19 protein-coding genes and 1 pseudogene are annotated in these 20,752 nt (G+C 37.1%); 5 read left to right on the top strand and 15 right to left on the bottom strand.

The annotated features are described in order from the left end of the window. Window positions 1-337 precede the first annotated feature (337 nt). The 4 genes from N0O92_RS13115 to gndA all read right to left on the bottom strand — a co-directional run bounded on the left by N0O92_RS13115 (window position 338) and on the right by gndA (window position 6,511). Window positions 338-2,485 carry an ATP-dependent Clp protease ATP-binding subunit gene (locus N0O92_RS13115; protein WP_315615118.1) on the bottom strand — a complete coding sequence of 716 codons (2,148 nt, stop codon included), beginning with the start codon at window positions 2,483-2,485 and terminating at the stop codon, window positions 338-340. A 150-nt stretch (window positions 2,486-2,635) separates the two neighbouring features. Beyond that, window positions 2,636-3,223 (bottom strand): YdcF family protein, encoded by a 588-nt coding sequence (locus N0O92_RS13110; RefSeq protein ID WP_315615117.1) that lies wholly within the window; start codon window positions 3,221-3,223, stop codon window positions 2,636-2,638. A gap of 69 nt (window positions 3,224-3,292) precedes the next feature. Continuing rightward, window positions 3,293-4,984 carry a M3 family oligoendopeptidase gene (locus N0O92_RS13105; RefSeq protein WP_315615116.1) on the bottom strand — a complete coding sequence of 564 codons (1,692 nt, stop codon included), beginning with the start codon at window positions 4,982-4,984 and terminating at the stop codon, window positions 3,293-3,295. Window positions 4,985-5,101: 117 nt separating this feature from the next. Beyond that, on the bottom strand, window positions 5,102-6,511 hold the full coding sequence (gndA, locus tag N0O92_RS13100; protein WP_315615115.1) for an NADP-dependent phosphogluconate dehydrogenase: 1,410 nt from the start codon (window positions 6,509-6,511) through the stop codon (window positions 5,102-5,104). 316 nt (window positions 6,512-6,827) lie between these two features. Here gndA and N0O92_RS13095 point away from each other — a divergent pair, with 316 nt between their 5' ends. Further along, window positions 6,828-7,322 carry a ribonuclease H-like YkuK family protein gene (locus tag N0O92_RS13095; protein ID WP_315615114.1) on the top strand — a complete coding sequence of 165 codons (495 nt, stop codon included), beginning with the start codon at window positions 6,828-6,830 and terminating at the stop codon, window positions 7,320-7,322. A 4-nt stretch (window positions 7,323-7,326) separates the two neighbouring features. Here the strand turns inward: N0O92_RS13095 and N0O92_RS13090 are convergent, their stop codons facing one another. Together N0O92_RS13090 and N0O92_RS13085 are read right to left on the bottom strand one after the other, a co-directional pair. Further along, window positions 7,327-8,235, bottom strand: a complete 909-nt coding sequence (locus N0O92_RS13090) for a PhzF family phenazine biosynthesis protein (protein ID WP_315615113.1) — start codon at window positions 8,233-8,235, stop codon at window positions 7,327-7,329. 127 nt (window positions 8,236-8,362) lie between these two features. Further along, window positions 8,363-8,587 (bottom strand): hypothetical protein, encoded by a 225-nt coding sequence (locus N0O92_RS13085; RefSeq protein ID WP_315615112.1) that lies wholly within the window; start codon window positions 8,585-8,587, stop codon window positions 8,363-8,365. A 184-nt stretch (window positions 8,588-8,771) separates the two neighbouring features. Between N0O92_RS13085 and N0O92_RS13080 the strand changes: the two genes are divergently transcribed. The 3 genes from N0O92_RS13080 to N0O92_RS13070 all read left to right on the top strand — a co-directional run bounded on the left by N0O92_RS13080 (window position 8,772) and on the right by N0O92_RS13070 (window position 11,259). Next, window positions 8,772-10,700, top strand: a complete 1,929-nt coding sequence (locus tag N0O92_RS13080; protein ID WP_315615111.1) for a sensor histidine kinase — start codon at window positions 8,772-8,774, stop codon at window positions 10,698-10,700. Between the two features lie 105 nt (window positions 10,701-10,805). Beyond that, window positions 10,806-11,111, top strand: a complete 306-nt coding sequence (locus N0O92_RS13075; RefSeq protein ID WP_315615110.1) for a hypothetical protein — start codon at window positions 10,806-10,808, stop codon at window positions 11,109-11,111. A 25-nt stretch (window positions 11,112-11,136) separates the two neighbouring features. Then, a complete protein-coding gene (locus tag N0O92_RS13070) occupies window positions 11,137-11,259 on the top strand; it encodes a hypothetical protein (protein WP_315615109.1) in 123 nt (40 codons plus the stop codon). 264 nt (window positions 11,260-11,523) lie between these two features. On the opposite strand, the gene N0O92_RS13065 is transcribed toward N0O92_RS13070, so the two are convergent. The 8 genes and pseudogenes from N0O92_RS13065 to N0O92_RS13030 all read right to left on the bottom strand — a co-directional run. After that, the gene (locus N0O92_RS13065; RefSeq protein WP_315615108.1) at window positions 11,524-12,951 is read right to left on the bottom strand and encodes a YfcC family protein; all 1,428 of its coding nucleotides are present in this window, start codon (window positions 12,949-12,951) and stop codon (window positions 11,524-11,526) included. 77 nt (window positions 12,952-13,028) lie between these two features. After that, window positions 13,029-14,363: an allantoinase gene (locus N0O92_RS13060; protein ID WP_315615107.1), complete on the bottom strand. Its 1,335-nt coding sequence runs from the start codon at window positions 14,361-14,363 to the stop codon at window positions 13,029-13,031. A 433-nt stretch (window positions 14,364-14,796) separates the two neighbouring features. Then, window positions 14,797-16,095 carry a peptidase gene (locus tag N0O92_RS13055; RefSeq protein ID WP_315615106.1) on the bottom strand — a complete coding sequence of 433 codons (1,299 nt, stop codon included), beginning with the start codon at window positions 16,093-16,095 and terminating at the stop codon, window positions 14,797-14,799. A gap of 22 nt (window positions 16,096-16,117) precedes the next feature. Beyond that, window positions 16,118-16,783, bottom strand: coding sequence for a 3-oxoacid CoA-transferase subunit B (locus N0O92_RS13050; RefSeq protein ID WP_315615105.1), 666 nt, complete (start codon window positions 16,781-16,783; stop codon window positions 16,118-16,120). Beyond that, entirely contained in the window at window positions 16,768-17,415 is a 648-nt protein-coding gene (locus N0O92_RS13045) for a CoA transferase subunit A (protein WP_315615236.1), read from the bottom strand. Before N0O92_RS13045 ends, N0O92_RS13050 begins: the two co-directional genes overlap by 16 nt. A 64-nt stretch (window positions 17,416-17,479) precedes the next feature. Beyond that, a complete protein-coding gene (locus N0O92_RS13040) occupies window positions 17,480-18,787 on the bottom strand; it encodes an aspartate aminotransferase family protein (protein WP_315615104.1) in 1,308 nt (435 codons plus the stop codon). Window positions 18,788-18,830: 43 nt separating this feature from the next. Then, window positions 18,831-19,103 carry a YokU family protein gene (locus tag N0O92_RS13035; protein ID WP_315615103.1) on the bottom strand — a complete coding sequence of 91 codons (273 nt, stop codon included), beginning with the start codon at window positions 19,101-19,103 and terminating at the stop codon, window positions 18,831-18,833. Between the two features lie 3 nt (window positions 19,104-19,106). Beyond that, window positions 19,107-19,532, bottom strand: a pseudogene (locus N0O92_RS13030) (lysine 2,3-aminomutase); the annotation flags it as partial. 425 nt (window positions 19,533-19,957) lie between these two features. On the opposite strand from N0O92_RS13030, the gene N0O92_RS13025 reads away from it, so the two are divergent. Further along, window positions 19,958-20,374: a DUF1284 domain-containing protein gene (locus N0O92_RS13025; RefSeq protein ID WP_315615102.1), complete on the top strand. Its 417-nt coding sequence runs from the start codon at window positions 19,958-19,960 to the stop codon at window positions 20,372-20,374. A 74-nt stretch (window positions 20,375-20,448) separates the two neighbouring features. On the opposite strand, the gene N0O92_RS13020 is transcribed toward N0O92_RS13025, so the two are convergent. Next, window positions 20,449-20,745 (bottom strand): hypothetical protein, encoded by a 297-nt coding sequence (locus N0O92_RS13020; RefSeq protein ID WP_315615101.1) that lies wholly within the window; start codon window positions 20,743-20,745, stop codon window positions 20,449-20,451. Window positions 20,746-20,752 lie beyond the last annotated feature (7 nt).

Here is a 20,752-nt window from a genome sequence, read left to right as displayed (position 1 = left end):
ATTTTTTGTTTCTCGGGTTTCACGACCTCAACCACACCATTTGCGGTTGTCTATGTTCTATTTCACTCATTTCACTTCCCAAAGCTCTCCCTTTGCGGTTTTCAATTCACTGCTTCTCCCATTTCACAGCCCTAAGCACTCCTTTTGCAGTTGCCAATGCTCTGTTTCTCCCATTCCAAAGCTCCAAGCACTCCTTTTGCGGTTGCCAATGCTCTGTTTCTCCCATTTCACAACCTCAAGTTCCTCCACCTTCAATCTATCTCAATACCACATTTACAAACATGCATTTTTACAGCAAAAAACAACAGTGGAGACCACTGTTGTTTTCAACACCTAATTATTTTCCATTTACTTTAATCTCGTTGGCTACAACATCTACTTCAAACATAGAAATGTTATTTTCATCATGAATTAAAATGTTTGTAATTTGATCTTCGACATGCTCTTGAATTGCACGACGCAATGGACGAGCTCCAAAAGCCTGATGATATCCAAGTTCAGCAATTTTTTCTTTTGCTGCTTGTGTTACCACCATGGATAAAGCTTGCTCCTTTAGTGTTGCTTGTAAATCATCAAGCATAATATCAATAATAGTAATTAGGTTATGTTTCTCTATGTGATTGAATTCAACAATTGAGTCAATTCGGTTTAAGAATTCAGGCTTGAAGTAATCTCGTAAGCTTTCAAGAATGCTTTGTGTTGCTAACACACTTTCTCCTTCTGATTCATTAAAGCCGATGGCACCTAATTTCTTGTCGTTTACTCCTGCATTAGAAGTCATGATAATCACTGTTTCATTAAAGTTGACTACTCTTCCTTGACTATCTGTCAAACGGCCATCATCCATAATTTGTAGGAACATGTTCATTACGTCAGGGTGTGCTTTTTCGATTTCATCTAAAAGAATAATGGAATACGGATTTCTTCGAACTTGCTCTGTTAATTGACCTGCTTCATCATGTCCCACATAGCCTGGAGGTGAACCAATGAGTTTGGATACAGAGTGTTTTTCCATATATTCACTCATATCAAGACGAATCATGGAATCTTTGCTTCCGAATAGTTCAGCAGCTAGTGTTTTCGTTAACTCTGTTTTCCCTGTTCCTGTTGGTCCGACAAATAAGAAGGAAGCAGTTGGTCGGTTTTTTGGTTTTAATCCAACTCGCGCACGAAGGATGGCTTTTGCCACTTTTTCAATTGCTTTTTCTTGTCCGATTACTTTTTTAGTTAAATTTCTTTGAAGGTCTCTCATTTTTGATTGCTCTGATTTTTGCAATTTTTTAACTGGAATGCCTGTACTTTTTTCAATAATATCTTGAATGTGTTCAACTGTTACCTCTGTAACAGGCTCAATCACATCATTTTCTAATTTCCGTTGTAGCTCGAGTTCTTCATCGCGAAGACGAGCTGCTTTTTCATAATCTTCTTGCTGTGTTGCTTCTTCTTTTTCACGTGTCAGGTCATCTAAACGCTTTTGAAGTTTGACTTTATCTGTAATCCCTTGCTTTAGGTTTAACTTCGAACCAGCTTCATCAAGCAAGTCAATGGCTTTGTCCGGTAAGAAGCGATCTTGAATGTAACGATCAGATAATGCTACACAAGCTTTTAATACATCGTCTGAATATTTTACATTATGATAGTTTTCATAAATAGGTCGAATCCCTTTTAAAATCTCAAGAGCTTCTTCTGGTGTTGGCTCTTTAACCACAACAGGTTGGAAGCGACGCTCAAGTGCTGGGTCTTTTTCAATCATACGATATTCTTTTAACGTTGTTGCCCCAATGATTTGGAATTCCCCACGTGCTAATGATGGTTTTAAAATGTTGCTAGCATCCATAGATCCTTCAGAAGAACTACCAGCGCCGACCATCATGTGAAGCTCATCGATAAAGAGAATTACGTTATCACGTTCTTTTAACTCCACTACAAGTTGTTGCATCTTCTCTTCAAATTGACCACGATAGCTCGTACCCGCAACAAGTGAACTAATATCTAGAACATACACTTCTTTATTGAGTAACTTAGCTGGAACTTCTCCTTTTACAATCTTTAAAGCAAACCCTTCCACTATTGCTGTTTTACCAACACCAGCTTCACCGATTAAAACAGGATTGTTTTTTGAACGACGGTTTAAAACTTCAATTACGCGTTCAATTTCCTTTTCACGGCCAATTACTGCATCAATTCGCCCTTGTCTTGCTTCATCAGATAAATTCCGACCGTGTTGATCAAGAAAGCCATTGCCGCCATTTGTTGGTGCAGATTCTTTCACTTGCTGTTGTGTAAATCCGTTCGCTACCCCACCCATGTTAGCTTGCATGAAGCCTTTAAAGATATCATCAAAATGAAATGAAGACATTCCAAATTGATTCTGTGCTTGGGCATAACAGTCTGCACATAATGAAATTTGTTTTTTAGACTGATTTATAATAATATTCATCTTTACATTCGCTTGGTTACTTTGACATTTATCACATAGAACCATTTTTGAATCCTCCTTTTGACTTTGACTATATTTGACCATTAATATAAAAAGAAAAGCCATATTAGGCTGTAATCTTATTTCATTTAAGATTATTATATTTGACCTTTTTTGACTTTTCAAGCAGAAAGTTTAATTATTTTTTTCCATTTATTAGAAACGAGCAAAGCCCTTTTGTAAAAAGTACTTTGTTATAGCTAAATACTCCCGAGCATACGACTGAACCAACACAGATTTAGGAGTCTCAGCAGGCAACCCCATGACATCTAATCCATAATCTTTTGCTATCAAGATGGCCCGGTAAAGATGATAACGGTTGGTTACAATTATTCCTTTCCCAGATAAATTCGGAATGTGATCTTTTGAGAAAGTAAGATTTTCAAGCGTCGAAGTTGATTGTTCTTCTAACAAAATTCGAGACTCTTCTATTCCGTTTTTCAGTAATTCCCTTTTAATAGCTTCAGCTTCTGTAATATCCTCACCTGGACCTTGTCCACCTGAAGCAATGACTAGCGTATTTTTATTTTCAATTAAATATTCCAATGCTGCGTTAATTCGGTGTTGAAGAGATAAAGATGGAATTTCTCCCTTCACTCTTGCTCCTAATATAATGACATAATCAGCATCTTCTATTACATGACTAGAACTATAACGAAGAATTTGAATGTGTAAGAAACCAACATAACAGGTTGCAAATACAATGCTAACCAGAAATAAATTGAATAACACCTTTTTCCCCATGATCAATCCCATTTCTTTAAGATAATGTCAAAGAAAAAGAGCTGCCCCTCATGACAACTCTTATAAACGCTAATTTAATAAATCTAACTCTTCTTCTAAAAACTTCATTAATTCTCGAACCATCGATTCTGAAAAATCAAAACGTATTCCAGCAGCTTCATACACTTCCGGTAATGACCTTGAAGAGCCAAGTGAAAGAGCTTTTTTGTAATTTTTCAATGCTTGTTCAGGATTTTCGCGATATTGCTTGTACATTTGGACAGCGCCTAATTGAGCAATAACGTATTCGATATAATAGAACGGCACTTCAAATATATGAAGAACACGTAACCAAGCAGTTTCCTGCCACTTCTCATAACTACTCCAATCAACAACATTTGAATCAAGCTCAATCATCAATTCCTTGTACATAGCATCACGTTCAGCAGCCGTGTGTTCTGGGTTTTCATACATCCAATGTTGAAATTGATCAATGATCATGCCTTGAGGCAGAAAATGAATGATTCCTGTTAATTGCTCTTTTTTTGCTCGAATAAGTTCCGCTTCATCCTTGTAAAAAAGGTTCCATTGATCCATTGTTAGCAATTCCATCGACATACTTGCTAATTCTGCTGATTCCATTGGCGTTTCGCGGTATTCACCAATTGGTTGTGTTCTCATTAAGTCGTTATGAATGCAATGTCCCATCTCATGTAACAATGTAATCATATCATCATGTGTCTTAGAGGCGTTCATAAAGATGAAGGATAACTCCGAAATAGGAAGGTTTGAACAAAATCCTCCAGGTGCTTTTCCTTTTCGACTGTTTAAATCGAGCATGCCACCTTCATTCATTTTTGTTAAAAGCTCATAAAAACGAGGGTCAAGGTTATCAAAAATCGTCTTGGATTTCTCAATAAGCTCATTTGTTGTTGCAAATGGTTGTAGGGGTTTTTCTCCTTTTGGAACCCCTTGTCGATCCCACGGTCTATACGTATCAATTCCTAACTCTAATTTGTGTTGTTTCTGAAGCTTTTCTTTTAATGGTTTAACGTGCTTTTGTATCGATTCAGCTAAGTTTTTGCAATCCTCAGGTGTATAGTCGAATCGTTCATATTTCTTAAACATATAATCACGAAAGTTAGTAAGTCCTGCATTTTGAGCTTTTTTGTGACGGATAACGATTAATTGATTCATAATTTCTTGTAATTCCGCTTCTTTTGAAAGAATGGCCTCAGATAATAAAGTAAGTGCTTTTTGCCGCGTCTTACGGTTAGGATCTTGAATGTATGGAGAAAGTTCACTTAAGGTAAGTTCTTCATCATCCCATTGAACTGTTAAAGCACCAGTATACTCAAAGTATTTTGTGGCGAGCTCATCTTCTTTCACTTCTAAATCAATATTTTCTAGTCGAAAGATTTCTTTGGCATTTTGTTTTCTCTTAATTAATTGGTTATACAATACTGGGTCAAGTTGATTTAGAGCTTTTGAAGATAAGAAAGCTTCATCAAATAGTGAAGCATACTTCTTATAAAGAGGGTCGATGACCGTTTGATCGTATTCAAACTTTTCTTTTGCTTCTTTTAAATCACTTTGACACTGAAAATCAATATAATGTCCTGACATTGCCTCTTCTATTGAGTCGAACAACTCTGTTTGCTTTTTTAACCATGCTTCAAATTCCTCAACTGACTCAGTCGGGGCTTGTAATAATTCATTGAACATTTTTTCTAGTTTGGTTGGATCTTGAACATGTATAGGTTCTACGTAAAATGCGGGCATGAGTTTTCCTCCTTTTTATGTAAGCTTATCGTACCAAAATGTACCTTCTTAATAAATACTAAAAATATCCAAATAAAAAAAGAGGTTGTCCTTAAGACAACCCCTCGATAATCTATCTTATTTCTCCATCCAATTTGTATGGAAAGTACCTTCTTTGTCAATACGTTGGTACGTATGAGCACCAAAGTAGTCTCTTTGAGCTTGTAACAAGTTAGCAGGAAGTGTTTCTGTACGATAGCTATCAAAGTAAGCTAGTGCACTTGAAAGACCCGGAACCGGAATTCCAAGTTTTACTGCTGTAGCAACAACGTCACGCGCAGCTTCTTGGTAGCTTTCTACAATCTCCTTAAAGTAAGGATCTAATAAAAGGTTCGTTAGGTTTGCATCACGATCGTATGCTTCTTTAATGTTTTGTAAGAAACGTGCACGGATGATACAACCACCTCTGAAGATCATTGAGATGTTGCCTAGGTTTAGGTTCCAGTCATACTCTTCAGAAGCTACTTTCATTTGAGCAAAACCTTGAGCATAAGAGCAGATCTTACTTAAATACAGTGCTTTGCGAATTTTTTCAACGAATTCTTTTTTATCTCCGTCAAATGTAGCATTTGGTCCGCTCAGGATTTTGCTTGCTTTCACACGCTCTTCTTTCATTGCAGAAATGAAACGAGAGAAAACAGATTCAGTAATAATGGATAAAGGAACACCTAAATCAAGTGCACTTTGACTTGTCCATTTACCAGTTCCTTTTTGGCCAGCTGTATCTAAAATCATATCAACCATTGGTTTACCAGTTTCGTCGTCCACTTTCGTGAAGATGTCTTTTGTAATTTCAATTAAGTAACTATCAAGTTCGCCTTCATTCCACTCTTTGAACGTTTCATGCAATTCTTGCGCACTTAATCCTAGAACGTCTTTCATAAGGTGGTATGATTCACAAATTAATTGCATATCACCATATTCAATTCCGTTATGAACCATTTTCACGTAGTGTCCAGCACCATTTGGACCGATGTACGTACAACAAGCATCTCCATTAACCTTTGCAGAAATATCTTTTAAGATAGGTTCTACTAGATCATAAGCTTCTTTTTGTCCACCTGGCATAATAGAAGGACCTTTTAGCGCGCCTTCTTCTCCACCTGATACTCCTGTTCCAATGAAATGGATACCAGATTCAGCAAGTTCTTTGTTTCTGCGGCGAGTATCTTCGAAGAACGTATTCCCACCATCAATTAAGATGTCGCCTTTTTCCAAATGGGGCAATAATTGCTCAATTGTAGCGTCTGTTGCGAAACCAGCTTGAACCATTAGTAGAATCTTTCTTGGTGTTTCTAGTGAAGCAACAAACTCTTCAATGCTATATGTACCAACAACATTCTTACCTTCTGCTTCTTTTAGCATGGTCTCTGTTTTTTCTGAAGATCTGTTGAAAACAGAAACACTATACCCTCTACTTTCAATGTTAAGCGCTAGGTTACGACCCATTACAGCTAGTCCAATAACCCCAACTTGTTGTTTACTCATTTCTACCACTCCTAATGTTTTCTTTCTTTAGTGTGCTCTAACTTTACCCAATACATGATTATTTTCTCACAACAATTCTTTTTCGGGTACAGTTTTTTTTGGAATTCTCCATTAATATTACTATCACTCCAACAAAGGCGCAAATATTTCTTACTTTTTTTGCTCATTTTCTACAGATATTAGCCTAAATTGTCTGATTTTACTAATAATTACAGCTTGCTTGCATATGATGACTATATAACAAATAAATGTAGGTGATCATTTGAGTCAATATAATAGGTTACACTACAAGTTTCAGAATTTACAAGAAAAAAACATGTCATTCGAACAAGTTTTTAACCGTATTATAAAATTTATGAGCATCAAGCCGTGTGGAAATTACCGCTTAATGGTTGGGACAGACTCTCAAGTTCATGCGACGTGTACGGTTTTCATCACGGGAATTGTCATTCAAAACACTGGAAAAGGAGCTTGGGCGTGTATTAGGAAGTTCACCGTTCCGAGAAAAATGCTACATTTACACGAACGTATCTCGTTAGAAACATCATTAACGGAAGAAGTTGTTTCCATGTTTACAGATACAAAAAAGAACAAAATGATCGATCTCGTGTTACCGTATGTTTATCAAGGCGCTACCTTTTCCATCGAAGGACATATTGATATTGGGTCTGGGCAAAGAAACAAAACACGTGAGTATGTACATGAAATGGTGGCCAGGTTAGAAACAATGGGGGTTGAGCCCAAAATCAAGCCAGATGCTTTTGTAGCTTCAAGTTATGCAAATAAGTATACGAAAAAAGCAGGAGGATAACACCCTACAAAGGAGCTATCACTGTACCTGCAATAGTTGGAACTGCACTACCTCCTACTTTTACTAATGGTTTCTCTTGTGATGTGCCTATAGTAATTTTAACTTTTCCAGGTCTCCCCATTGCCTGTCCTTGTGCAATTTGAAACGAGTGATCCTTATTGAAATCAAAAATGCCTTCTAGTATGAAATAACCAGTTAAAGCTCCATTAGCTGATCCCGTTACAGGATCTTCATTTATGCCAACAGCTGGGGCAAAATCTCTAGTATATACAATACAGTCCTCTTCTTGACTGTCGAACGTAAATAGATGTGTTGTGGTGATTTGATGAGCTTCATTATGTTCTTTTAACTTCGTCATTTGCGGGATAGCATCGTCAATCGCTTTTCTTGATTTTACTGGGATGAGTAGATGCCAATTCCCTGTATAGGCGATTCGAATTGGATAATTACTAGCAATATCTTCTCTAGATAAACCAACAATACTTACTAATTCATCTATGTTCGTATCAATGCTTTTCACCTTAGGTTCGACTTGTGTCATCATAACCGAATCGAGTTTTCCTTCATTTAAGACAAATTCTACTGGAACATGACCGATGTTTGTTTCAAACGTGATCATGTTCTTTTTCTTTATCCATTCATATACCGTTCCAAGTAACCAAGCTGAAGCCACAGTCGCATGACCACAAAAATTTATTTCGCTAGTGGGTGTAAAAAAACGAATTTGGAAATCAGCATTAGAGCCAGGCTGTGATGGTGTTAAAAAAGCCGTTTCTGATAAATTTAGTTCTTTTGCAATAGCTTGCATCTCACTAGACGTCATAATTGAAGCATCTGGTACTACCCCTGCCGGATTGCCTCCGAACGCTTCCGACGTAAATGCATCTACATGGAATATTTTTAAATCCTTCATCGTTCACTCCCCTTTTATATTATGTGCCTTATCTTAACGTAATGAAAAAAGAAGAGCTAGCTTCGGTGTCCTTTTTAAGATAAAAAACCAAGCCCTCTGCAATGAGTAGTAGCTTGGTTTACAAAGATTACCCTTCTGATTTTTCCAGTTCCAGTTGGCCATTTTGCACCTTTTGCGCTCTTTTAGACACAAACCAATTAAACAGCAAAAGAACGCCAATCAGACAAATTCCTATAACAATCGATTGCCAAACATGACTTGTAATCCATCCAATAATTAAATCTATCCTTGGTATCACCCAAAGAATACTAAGAAATAACGTAAAAACAAAGATTTTTATTAGATCAGACATATCTCCTCTCCTTACTGTTCGTCCTTTTACATCTTTATATATGTGGTTGAAAATAAAATCATGTCAAGATTAACGAGAAATATTTTTGAATATTATAAAATATAGGAACCTTTTATGGTATTTTAGTAATAAAAGATTATAAGTAGTAAAATAGACTCTTTTTAGAATATGTGAGGTTCTAAACATGCGATTCATTTTATTTCTTCTACCTATTCTTATATTCCTAACTAGCTGCTCTTCTGACTCAAACAATGTACATAAAAATCCAACTGTTATAAATGGATTTGTTGATCTTCAGTCTGTTTCCTTTGAGACGAAAGACCTTATCCCCCTTAACGGAAGTTGGAATTTGTATTGGAATGAGAGATTGCAATCGGTTCAAAATCATTCTCAAAATCATGACTATATTAATTTACCCGGACTTTGGAATGGGTTGGAAGTAAAAGGAGAAAAATTGCCAAGTCAAGGGTATGCGACTTTTCACTTATCCGTTCAATTAAATGATGATGATCTAAATCGGACATTAGGGCTATACATTCCATATATTCATACAGCTTATGCAGTTTACATTGACGGAGAATTAAAAGTAGAGGTTGGTTCTGTTGGCGATAGCAAAGAAACGAGCAAACCCAAATATTCACCAAATTCCATATTCTTTACACCTGCAGAAAAAACATTTGACATCATCATTCAAGCGTCTAATTTTCACCACACTAAAGGCGGTCTTAGTGGCGATATTCTTATTGGTAACGCCGAGGCATTAACGTTATATACTCAAAAGCGTGTAGCAAATAATCTATTTCTATTTGGTTGTTTTTTAATTATTGCTATTTATCATATATCCATTTATATGTACCGTCGGGAAGAAGTTACATCTTTTGTATTCGGATTGTTTAGTTTGCTAATAGGGATAAGGATGTTATTAATCGACCAAGCATTTCTAGTTACATTATTCCCTACTCTAAACTGGGGATTGGAAATGCGTCTAGAATACGTAACGAATTATGGGGGATTTTTCCTGTTTTTGATCTTTTTGAAGCAAATGTACCCATTAGACGTTCACTATCGGTTCTACCGAGTAATGGTCGTCATAACAGGGTTATTTACCTCTCTCGTCTTGCTAACAACACCATATATCTTTACATATATATTTAATTGGTACACCGTATTAGCCTTGTTCCTTATCCTATATTTTGCATATGTATTAATTGTTGCCGCTATAAGAAAAAGAGAATCTGCTTTAATTAGTGCAGTAGCGGGGTTGTTTTTTTATCTGACCATAACAAATGATCTTTTATACAATCTAAACATTATACAAACAGGTAATTATTTGCCTTTAGGATTTCTCGTCTTTATTGTTTCTCAATCATTAGTTATGTCTATACAATATTCCAAAACATTTAAACAAGTGGCCAAGCTGAATGAACAACTTAGTCATTTAAATGAGTCGTTAGAAGATAAAGTACAAGAACGAACGGAAACATTAAAGAATACAATGAGAGAAACGGCAGCGGCCCTCGCTGAAAAATCAGCTCTAGAAGAAAGAAACCAACTTATTCGCGATATCCACGATACAGTTGGCCATACATTAACAACAATCATCGTTCAAATCGAAGCTGGAAAACGGTTAATAAAAAAAGATCCTTTATCTGCTGTTGCAAAATTAGATGCTTCTCAACAACAAGTAAGGACGGGGTTAGATGATATTCGTCGCATTTTAAAAATCATTAAGACTGCTGAATTATCAGATAATTTCCTAGATTCTATCAGGCAATTAATTGCAAACACAGAAAAAACAACGGGGGTTACGATTGAAACCGAAATTGTTTTAAACGGGACGTTTACTTCGCAATTGCGTCATGTGTTATTTCGCGCCTTACAAGAAGGGTTAACAAATGGGATTCGCCACGGGCAAAGCAATAGCTTTATTTTCAAATTATATGATTCAAACGTGAACGTACATTTCTATCTTAAAGATAACGGAAACTCACCGGAGGAATTTGAGATGGGGCTTGGTCTTACAGCGATGAAAGAGCGTGTAGATGAATTAGGAGGAACATTTGAACTTGATACGGCAGACGGGTTTACGATCCACATTACTTTGCCAAAGTAATTTTCACCACTTGCCGTTTATCCTTATCACTCTTTAGTTATTTTTGCCTATGTTCCACTTTAAGAGAACATGATATGATGTGGCTACTTAAGAAGAGGTGAACATATGAAACAACTCATTCTATTAGTTTCAGGAATGCTTTACTTGTTTTTGAACACCTCTATTTCAGCCGAAAAGACGTTTGAGCAAAAAGGCTATACTCATGAAGCGGTTTTTGAATCGTTTCAAGGAAATGACAGCCAAGATACAAAAAACTCAAGTATAACCGCTGGAACAATCACATTGCTTATTTGGTTTGTTTCTTTCATAAATCTAGCAACCTTTGAAAATCAATGTGTCGAAACATCAAAACATTTCCTGTTCTCCGTATTTTATCAATCTAATTATTTTCAAAACAGCATTCATTCCTAATTACCTTTTTTGAAAGGAGGAATAGATGATGTTTTGGATTCGTCTTATGACTATTGCTGTTTTGTCGGCAAGTGCATTCAGTATTTTCTTATACCAAGGAATTGAATTTACACAAGCTATGTTTGATCTTTGGAAAAATAAAGCATAACAAAAAAGCGTGCGCCTATTATAGGTCGCACGCTTTTTTGTTACCCTGGTTTCCTAAAGATTGTTGCTATGGCAATAGTTTTTCCTCATAGTGAAATGGAGCGGAAGTCACTCGACTCCTGCGGGAATGAAGAGGTAAGGGCGAGACCCCGCAGGCTCGGCACCTCCCCGCGGAAAGCGAGTGGCTGAAGCGCAATGGAACGAACATGAGGAGAACACGTATCCCATAAAAACAACAAAGTATACGAAAACAGCCTTTGTTACATTAAAATGGTCCCCAAGCAATAGCATGTGCAACTAATAAAAATACACATCCAATAGCAAACCAAACGATTAATAATGGGAAGATAAATTTAGCCCATTTTCCGTAAGAGATACCAGCAGCAGCAATTGTTGCCATAAAGTATCCCGATGTTGGGAAAATAATGTTCGATAATCCATCTCCAATTTGAAAGGCTAAAATAGCTGTTTGTCTAGTTGTTCCAACTATATCTGCTAGTGGAATCATAATTGGCATCGTTATTAAAGCTTGACCGCTTCCAGAAGGAACAAAGAAATTAAACAATCCTTGCGTTGCTAACATCCCTAATACGGTGATGGAAGATGGCAAACTGCTTACTACATGAGATAAGGCATAAATGATTGTATCAATGATTTGACTTTCTTCCATTACTACTGCTACTCCGCGTGCAACACCAATAATCATCGCACCGAGTAAAACATCGCGGAATCCCTTATTAAATGAATCACTGATCTGATTTCCTGACATCCCCGCTACGATACCTACCACAACACCCATAGCTAGAAAATAACCAGCTAACTTAATAAAGTCCCATTGATGATTTAACACTCCATAAATCATCCCAATAAACATGATGATGACAACAATTCCCGCAACCTTTTGTCTAGTTGTAATTTCATAATTCTTTTCTTCATATATATGTTGAGATGCTGTTTCTTTTAAACTCTGTTTAACTAGATGTGGGTTCTTTTCAAGTTTTTTCGCATATCGAATTAAAAAGAAAACCCCGGAAACAATGATTGCCATTAACAACAAGAAGCGGTAACCTGCACCAGAATAAATAGGCAATTCTGCAATTTGATGAGAAAGTCCAACTGTGCCCGGATTGGTTAAAGCTGCTAAAAAACCACCTGTTGTCGAAATTAACGCTACTCCAGCAGCCATCATTTTGTCATAGCCAAGTTTAATCATTAACGGAATTAATATTGGTACATAAACTAACGCTAACTCCGGCGTACCAATAAATGCAGTAATAATAGAAAATGTTACTAACAACACAGGAATGATTAATACTTTTCTAGTAATAAACGTTCTCGTTAATCGATCTACACCAAAGTGAATGATCCCCGTATCCTTCAATACCATAAATGCTCCACCAATCATAAATGTAAAGAAGACAACGGAACTTGCGCTTACCATCCCTTGAGGAATCGCCGTTAAAAAGTCCATTAATCCAATCGGTGTTGATTCAATAAATGTAAATACCTCCGGATTGATCATCATTCTCCCCATTGGACCCTCGACTCGCTCATATTGACCGGCCGGGATAATATAGGAGGCAATACTCATAACTGCAACGAAAATTAGTAAAATAACATAAATATGTGGAAAAGCAAATTTCTTTTTTGGTTGTTGTTTCTCTACTGGCGTAATGGGTGCTTGTGCTCTCAAATTCTTCCACTCCTTTTTCTCTATGAGGTTTTTTTTAGCAATAAATAATTAATAATTCCTAATATTCAATCTATTATTTATACAATGGTTTCTCCGATATTCTTTTCAAATACAAATGTGCCTCTGGAGATTGTATAGACTGTCTTACCAGTAAAAGTCTTACCTACATAAGGACTAATTTTATGTCGATAATATAAATCTTCTGCATTTAAAACAAACTTTTCATCCAAATTAACTAATGTTAAATCTGCATCGGCCCCTATACGAATTGACCCTTTTTCGGGAAAAAGTCCGAATCGTTTTGCAGGCTGATATGCGGTTACTTCTGCAATCTTTGACAAGGATACACCACGTTTATGGTAACCTTCAGTCAAAAGAGCATGCAGTGTATTTTGGCATCCAGCAATTCCTCCCCACACATCAAAAATGCTTTCTCCTTGATATTTCAACTCAGGTGGTGATGGAGAATGGTCAGAACTAATTAGATCGATATCGCCATTAATTAACGATTGCCATAAAAGTTCCACTTCCTCCCTTTCTCGTAAAGGAGGAGCACACTTGGCAGTAGCACCGATTTCCTCAAACTCATCAATAGATAAACATAAATAATGAGGACATGTTTCAGCCGTTACATTAATCCCTTGTTCTTTAGCTTCTTTAATCCGATCGATCACTAGTTTGCTGCTAACATGTACAATATGTAACTTACAACCCGTTAATTCTGCGTAACGCAGCACTCTCTCAACTGCTTCCATCTCAGAAAGGATCGGGCGTGAATTACAATAGTCTCGAATCGATAAACGTTGTTCTTTTATTGCTTTATCTGTTAAGAAATTAATCATTTCGTTTGATTCAGCGTGCAAAGCTAAAATGGAATCCAGTTCAGAAATCTTCTCCATTCCTTTAAGTAATGTATGATTATCAGCATACTGAAAATCATCTGTCCCGCACTCAGACATAAAAGCTTTAAAGCCAATCGCACCTTGTTCATGTAAGTCAGAAAGCTGGTCAAGATTATCTGGAACTAATCCACCCCACAAACGGTAATCAACAATGGATTTGTTATCGGCGAGTTCCTTCTTTTCTAAAAAACGTTCCTTTGTGGTGGTTGGAGGATTACTGTTTAAAGGCATATCAAAAAATGTCGTTACACCTCCAGCTGCTAAGCTTTTACTTCCCGTTTCAAGCCCTTCCCAATTTTCTCTGCCAGGCTCATTGAAATGAACATGCACATCAATTAAACCAGGAAATACGTGCAATCCTTTTGCATCAATTGTTCGCGCGCTCCCTTCCATTAATGTACCTGATTCAGCGATTGTCATGATTTTGCCATTATGTATTCCTAGATCCGCTTCAAAAATATCTTTTTCAGTTACTATCGTTCCAGATCGTATAACTGTATCAAATAACATGTTAGTTCCCCCTGTTTTATAACGTTGACTAGTATGAGTGTAAAAGATTCCTAACTAATCATCATTAGCCACTTAAACTAAATCAACGTAATTTTATTAGTTAGCTTGCACAAATTGAGTCCAAAAAAAATAAAATAGCTTTATGTTTTTATCCTATAATTCAGTTTTATCAGATACTTCCAAAACTTTGGTTAATTATGTTAGGAAATATAACAATCTTTTTGATGAATCTGACACAAGGAACTACAAATTTTCATGAAAGCACTTAAATTTATCCTATTCCTTGTTTATTAAGTCAGTTAACCGCTCGCGAGAGTATATAAAAAAGAGACAAACTCGCCCGGAAATTCATAAAATGAAAACTTCACCTGTCAATAAACCTAACAGAATCCATCACATTTTAATCATTCACTTGAGTTCGTCTCAATTGCTCTTATCCTTTTTTATTTATTGACACGTTTCCCACGCCACACCAATCTATCAAGGTTAAAGCGATAATTTCTGCTGTTAAAAAAACGTTATCCAGTTCAATATATTCATTTGGAAAGTGCGCTTTTTCAGTTACACCTGGTCCAAACACTATCGTTGGAACTTTTCCTACATTGGTAAGCAATCCACCATCTGTCCCCCAAGGAGAAGCCTCCACTATAGGCTCTTCTCGTAATACCAATTGATAGTTTTCAGTTAATGAAGCAACAAGCTCATGATCCGTTTTGATCGAACCCGGATGCCACCTCGCTCCAAACCATTCTACTGTTGGAGGTGCACTCACAAACCATTCATCCACTTCGCCAATGTTTTCTATCCACTGCTCTAGTTCTCGCTTAGCTTCGTCCATCGTTTCATTTGGAGAAACGCCTATTCTACCTTCCAATTTTACTAGGTCTGGAACCGATGATGGCCAGTCTCCTCCTTCTATTTTCCCTATATTAATGGGAATTGGTATCGGGATGCTCTTATACAAAGGGTCCGTTATACGGCTGTTTCTAATTTTCTCAAGATCGGAAAGGTGGTTAATGACCATCATGCTTTTTTCAATTGCACTTATCCCTTCATACCTTGTTCCCCCATGTGCAGAACGACCTTTTATATAAATTCGGAACCACATAGACCCTTGTTGTTTCGGGAAGATCTTCATATTGGTTGGTTCCGGGATGATAGCAGCATCCGCCTTATAACCTCTAACAATAGAAGCCAATGTACCTGTTCCGCCACTCTCTTCTTCAATTACACTCTCAAAAATTACATCTCCTTTCAGAGAAATCGATAATGCTTGAATTGCCTGAATTGCTAAAAGAAGTGAAACATTCCCTCCCTTCATATCTGTTACGCCTCTCCCATACATTTTTCCATCTACTATTTTTCCACTATAAGGATCATCTTCCCATTGTCCAGAATCTCCAGCAGGTACAACATCAATATGGCCATTTAATATAATTGAACGTCCATCTCCCGTTCCCTTTAAAATCCCTACAACATTGGGACTTCCATCAAAGTGAACTTTAGAAGAAGCGAAGTCAGGATGAGTCTGTAACTCTTTTCCATCAGGATCCCATACATCAAGTACTAAGCCCATTTTGGTTAAGGTTTCAATAACAATTGTTTGAGCCCCTGCTTCATTTCCTTGCGTACTTTGTGCTTGAACTAGTCTCTGCAGCAATTTGGTTCCTTCAGTGCGATGTTCTTGTAACCAATTTGAAATCGAATCTTTCAATTGATCTTGATCTTTCATCACACTTCCCCTCTCTCATTTCTTATTCTGTAACAAACTTAACCTGATCTGGAATGAAAAGTGGTGCCCCAGTTGCTTGGATAACGTCTTCTATACAGTAAGGTAACATCACTTCTTGTAGAATTAACCCATCATTAGAAACTTCGATTACAGCCATATCTGTTATAATGATATCGACGCATTGTTTCGCTGTTAATGGAAGAAGACAATTCGTAACAATTTTCGCTTGACCATCTTTGTTCGTGTGATTCATTACAACAATCACTTTCTTCGCTTTTTTAGCCAATTCCATCGCTCCACCGATACCTGGTACCCGCTTGTTAGGAACAATCCAGTTAGCCAAATCCCCACTTTCACTTACTTCGAGTCCTCCTAAAATGGTGATGTCTACATAACCTGAGCGAATCATGCCAAAAGCAATGGAACTATCAAAATAAGAAGCTCCAGGGACCGTCGTTACAGGAAACCCAGCTGCATTACATAAAGTAGGATCTTCTTTTCCTTTTTCCGGAGCCTTTCCAATCCCAAGGATCCCATTTTCAGCATGAAACATCACGTGACAGGTGTCTGGTAAATAGTTGGCAACAAGTGATGGGATCCCTATTCCTAAGTTTACGATCATACCACTTTCAATTTCGAGTGCTGCCCGTTTGGCCATCCTTTCTCGTATGTTTATTCCCATGCCCATTTCCAATCTACCCCTTTGCTCTGAATAACAAAATCCACAAAAATGCCGGGTGTGATAATTTCATGAGGATCTAACTCACCTACAGGTACAATTTCTTCGACTTCAGCAATGGTTGTTTTTCCAGCCATCGCTACTAATGGGTTCGTATTCCTTGCACTTGTCTCATAAATTAAATTTCCAAATTCATCAGCTTTTTTTGCATGGATAATGGATACATCAGCAGTTAGTGGGGTTTCTAATAAATATGTTTTTCCATCTACTTCTACTTTTTGTTTCCCTTCCTCAATGATACTATCTAAGCCAATATCGGTTAAAATGCCTCCTAACCCTACCCCTCCTGCTCGGATTCTTTCTGCTAACGTTCCTTGTGGCGAAAATTCAACTTCTAACTTGCCGTCTACCATTAATTGCCCGGCAACTGGATTTGATCCAATATGGGAAGCTATTAACTTTTTTGCTCTTCCTTCGCTAATCAATTTTCCAATTCCGATCGTAGGAAATCCAGCGTCATTTCCAATTAAAATGAGATCTTTCCGATTATGATCAATTAAACCATTTATCAAAGTCGGTGGATTTCCTACCCCGCCAAATCCACCAAACATTAATGTACATCCATCATGAATGCACTCCATCACTTCGTTTAAACTCCTTACTTTATTTAAAGACTGATTAGTATCAGGCACGAGTGCTACCCTCCTATCCTCCTTGGAATTCTTTTAAAGTTTCTGCAAAAAGCGCCACTAATTCATCGAGTTCTTTTTCTTTAATCGTTAATGGAGGAGCAATAATAATTCCGTCTCCTTCTATTCCATCTACACCGGCGGAAGAAGGATAAAGGAGCAAGCCTTTATCTCTAGCTGTTTTCACCATTTTTTGTGTTAGACTTCCATGTGACTTTGAATGAAATTCAACCCCTATTAACAGGCCCTTACCACGAATGTCCCCAATTATAGGGTTTTGTTTGGCTAGTAAGTCTAACTTTTGTAGAAGCATCTCCCCTAACCTTTGCACATTTTCTACTACTTTTTCTTTTTCGAGATAATTTAAAACAGCAAGTGCAATGGCTGCAGATTGCGGATTCGCACTAAATGTATGACCACTCATAATGCTTTTTGAACCTCTTATTATAGGGAGCATCACCTTTTCGCTTGCAAGTGCAGCAGCAATTGGTGTATATCCAGCACTAAGCCCCTTTCCAAGTGTGACTATATCCGGTTTCACATCCCAATAATCGATCGCAAACATTTTTCCCGATCGCCCAAGACCTGTCATCACTTCATCTGCAATAAATAAAATGTCATACTGATCGCATATTCTCTTAATCTCCTGGTAATAGCCCTTAGGTGGAACAATGACGCCACCAGCTGCTCCAACAATTGGTTCAGCAATAAAAGCGGCAATATGCTGAGCCCCAATCCGTGTAATGGCGGTTTCTAAGTCTTTTGCACAAGCTAGCTTGCAATTCGGAAATGTTTGTTGGAACGGACATTGGTAACAGTAAGGTGCGGCAACACATGGATAGTCTTCTAATAATGGGACAAAGCGTTCCCGTCGTTTTACATGTCCCGACATTGATAAGGCACCCATGGTAATTCCATGATAGCTAACCCAACGTGAGATTATTTTATTTTTAGTTGCTTTGCCTTGTTCTTGGTAGTGTTGAATCGCTATTTTCATAGCTGTTTCCGTTGCTTCTGATCCGCTATTTACAAAAAAGGACCAGTAATCTTCTTTTGCATCCAATCGTTTATTTAAATCATGAGCCAATTCCTCCGCAGCCTCTGAGGTAAATTGAGACCGATAAACAAATGATACTTTCTGCAATTGTTCATATGAAGCATGAATGATCTCAGGAAGGGCATGCCCAAGACTTGCTGTTACAGCACCAGAAGATCCGTCTAAATATTTCTTACCTTGATCGTCGTATAAATAAATTCCTTCTCCTCTAACAACGGTGGGATAGTGTTCATCCATCATTGGTTTAATTAATAAAGAACGTTTCATAAGCATCTCACTTTCTTTTGGAGGACTCACCAATTCAATAGCATTAGAAACGAAAATAATTATATTTCAATAATCTTTTTTGATTCATTAATTGTTCATAGCTCAGGCTTTTTCCGAGTTTGCTCGTATCGATCAACAGTAGTTGATCTTCAATCTCTTGAATGATCTCTTCCTTTTGATACTCCATCCCGCAGCTTTTACATTCAAATCCAGGCGTTTCTGTAATTTCAATTGCTCGTGTGCCATCAGGAAGCTCCCAATATACTGTACAATGTATTTCTTCTGCTCCTATTTGTTCACACCACTCGCACTTCACAGCCTACACCCCTTTCTGATTTTCGCTATTTGAATGAGGGCTATACTTTTTCAATTCAGCCTGATATTTCTTCTCCTTCAACTGATCCCGTTTTTCTCTCCGATCTTTCAATGTTGAATATCCTTCATTTTCTTGATATGACGATCTCCTATTGTACCGTTCTAAAGATTTAGGAACGAGCGTACTTAGCTCATCGTTCAGTAAAGAAGAGATTCCTGTATTTGATTGATTCTTCTCATAATTTTGATAAATATGACTGAAATAATCATCCGCGCGACCTGGAACATAGCCTTGTGGCTCCGGATAACTCGTAATGACCCCTTCAAAATTTCGAAGAACTACTTTTTCCGGACTTTGTGAAATTAAATAATTAGGCTGTAGAGTAATTTTCCCCCCTCCACCTGGGGCATCTACTACAAAAGTAGGTACGTTGTTTTTTATAGGATGTAAAAAATAATAAAAAAAAGTGATTAGATTCTAATATCCAATCACTCCCTTAACGTATAGATCTAGCCTATTTTTCCTTTCTCGTCTGTTTATATAGCTGTAAAAATGCTTTTGCCATTTTTTCAATGTTAGGTTTATTAACTTCTACAATCGTACAAGGTGGCTTTGATCCCTGGCTCTTCGATGAATGTTTTTTCATAAGCATCACCCTATAGTCTTTTTACTAGATTGATATTCCAGTAAATAAGAGAACTTGCACGTCCATTTATGCGATAGCTTGTACTTTTTTTCGGGTAATGATAAATATGCGTCTGTTATGTTATGATAAAACAACAAAGGTTAACTCATTAAATTTCGTGGTTAACAATCGAACTGCTCGAACATAACAGATTGGGGGGAACATATTTATGTATAATTTGCGGGGACATCATCTATTTTGTCTTCTAGGTTATCGTGGAATGGGATATTCTAAAGAATACGTGCAAAATATGACGCGTATACACCAAACTTTAAGAGAAGACCCTAAGACTCCAACCCATATTATCAAGGGGCCTGATCAATTATGCAATAAGTACCCTAACTCAGGTGAATATCACTGCCAACACGATAACATCTATGAAAGAGATGCTGCTATTCTAAAGTTAATGGGGCTTGAAATCGGACAGATTTTATACTGGGAAGACATAGAAACTCGTATTAGGAAAAATGTTATTCCTTCTGATATTCATACAATCTGCGAAACTTGTTCTTGGCGTACTTACGGGGTTTGCGAAGAAGGAATTGAAGAACTACTCGCTGGTAAAGGGTTAAGGGAGGTTGAATAAATCCTCCCTTATTAATGGGAAACCCCAGCCCTAAAAAGACTGGTGATAACAACTTATTGTTAAACAATTTCCAATTACTTTAATATCTTTTTATCCAATTTATAAACTCCATAAATAATATAACAAAATAACCCCAGAATGAAGAAAAGGCCAACAAAGGGATTGTTAAAAAAAGAACTTGATAGAGCGATCGTTAATATAAACATTCCAATACCCGATGCGAATTTAGTGTAGCCAATCGCCATTTCAGAAAACTCCGGTTCTTCTTTGTACATCCATCTTTGCCCTAATAACATACTTTCTTCAGGATAAAAATAAGTCCATATTAACAACCCATATATAGGAATCATGAAAAAAATGGTTAAAAACATCTGGTAT

The sequence above is a fragment of the Alkalihalobacillus sp. MEB130 genome (assembly GCF_032335535.1).
In the GTDB taxonomy this organism is placed as follows: Bacteria; Bacillota; Bacilli; order Bacillales; family Bacillaceae_D; genus Halalkalibacter.
Note: the sequence above shows the minus strand (reverse complement) of the source record. Positions and strands in the feature narration are given on the sequence as shown.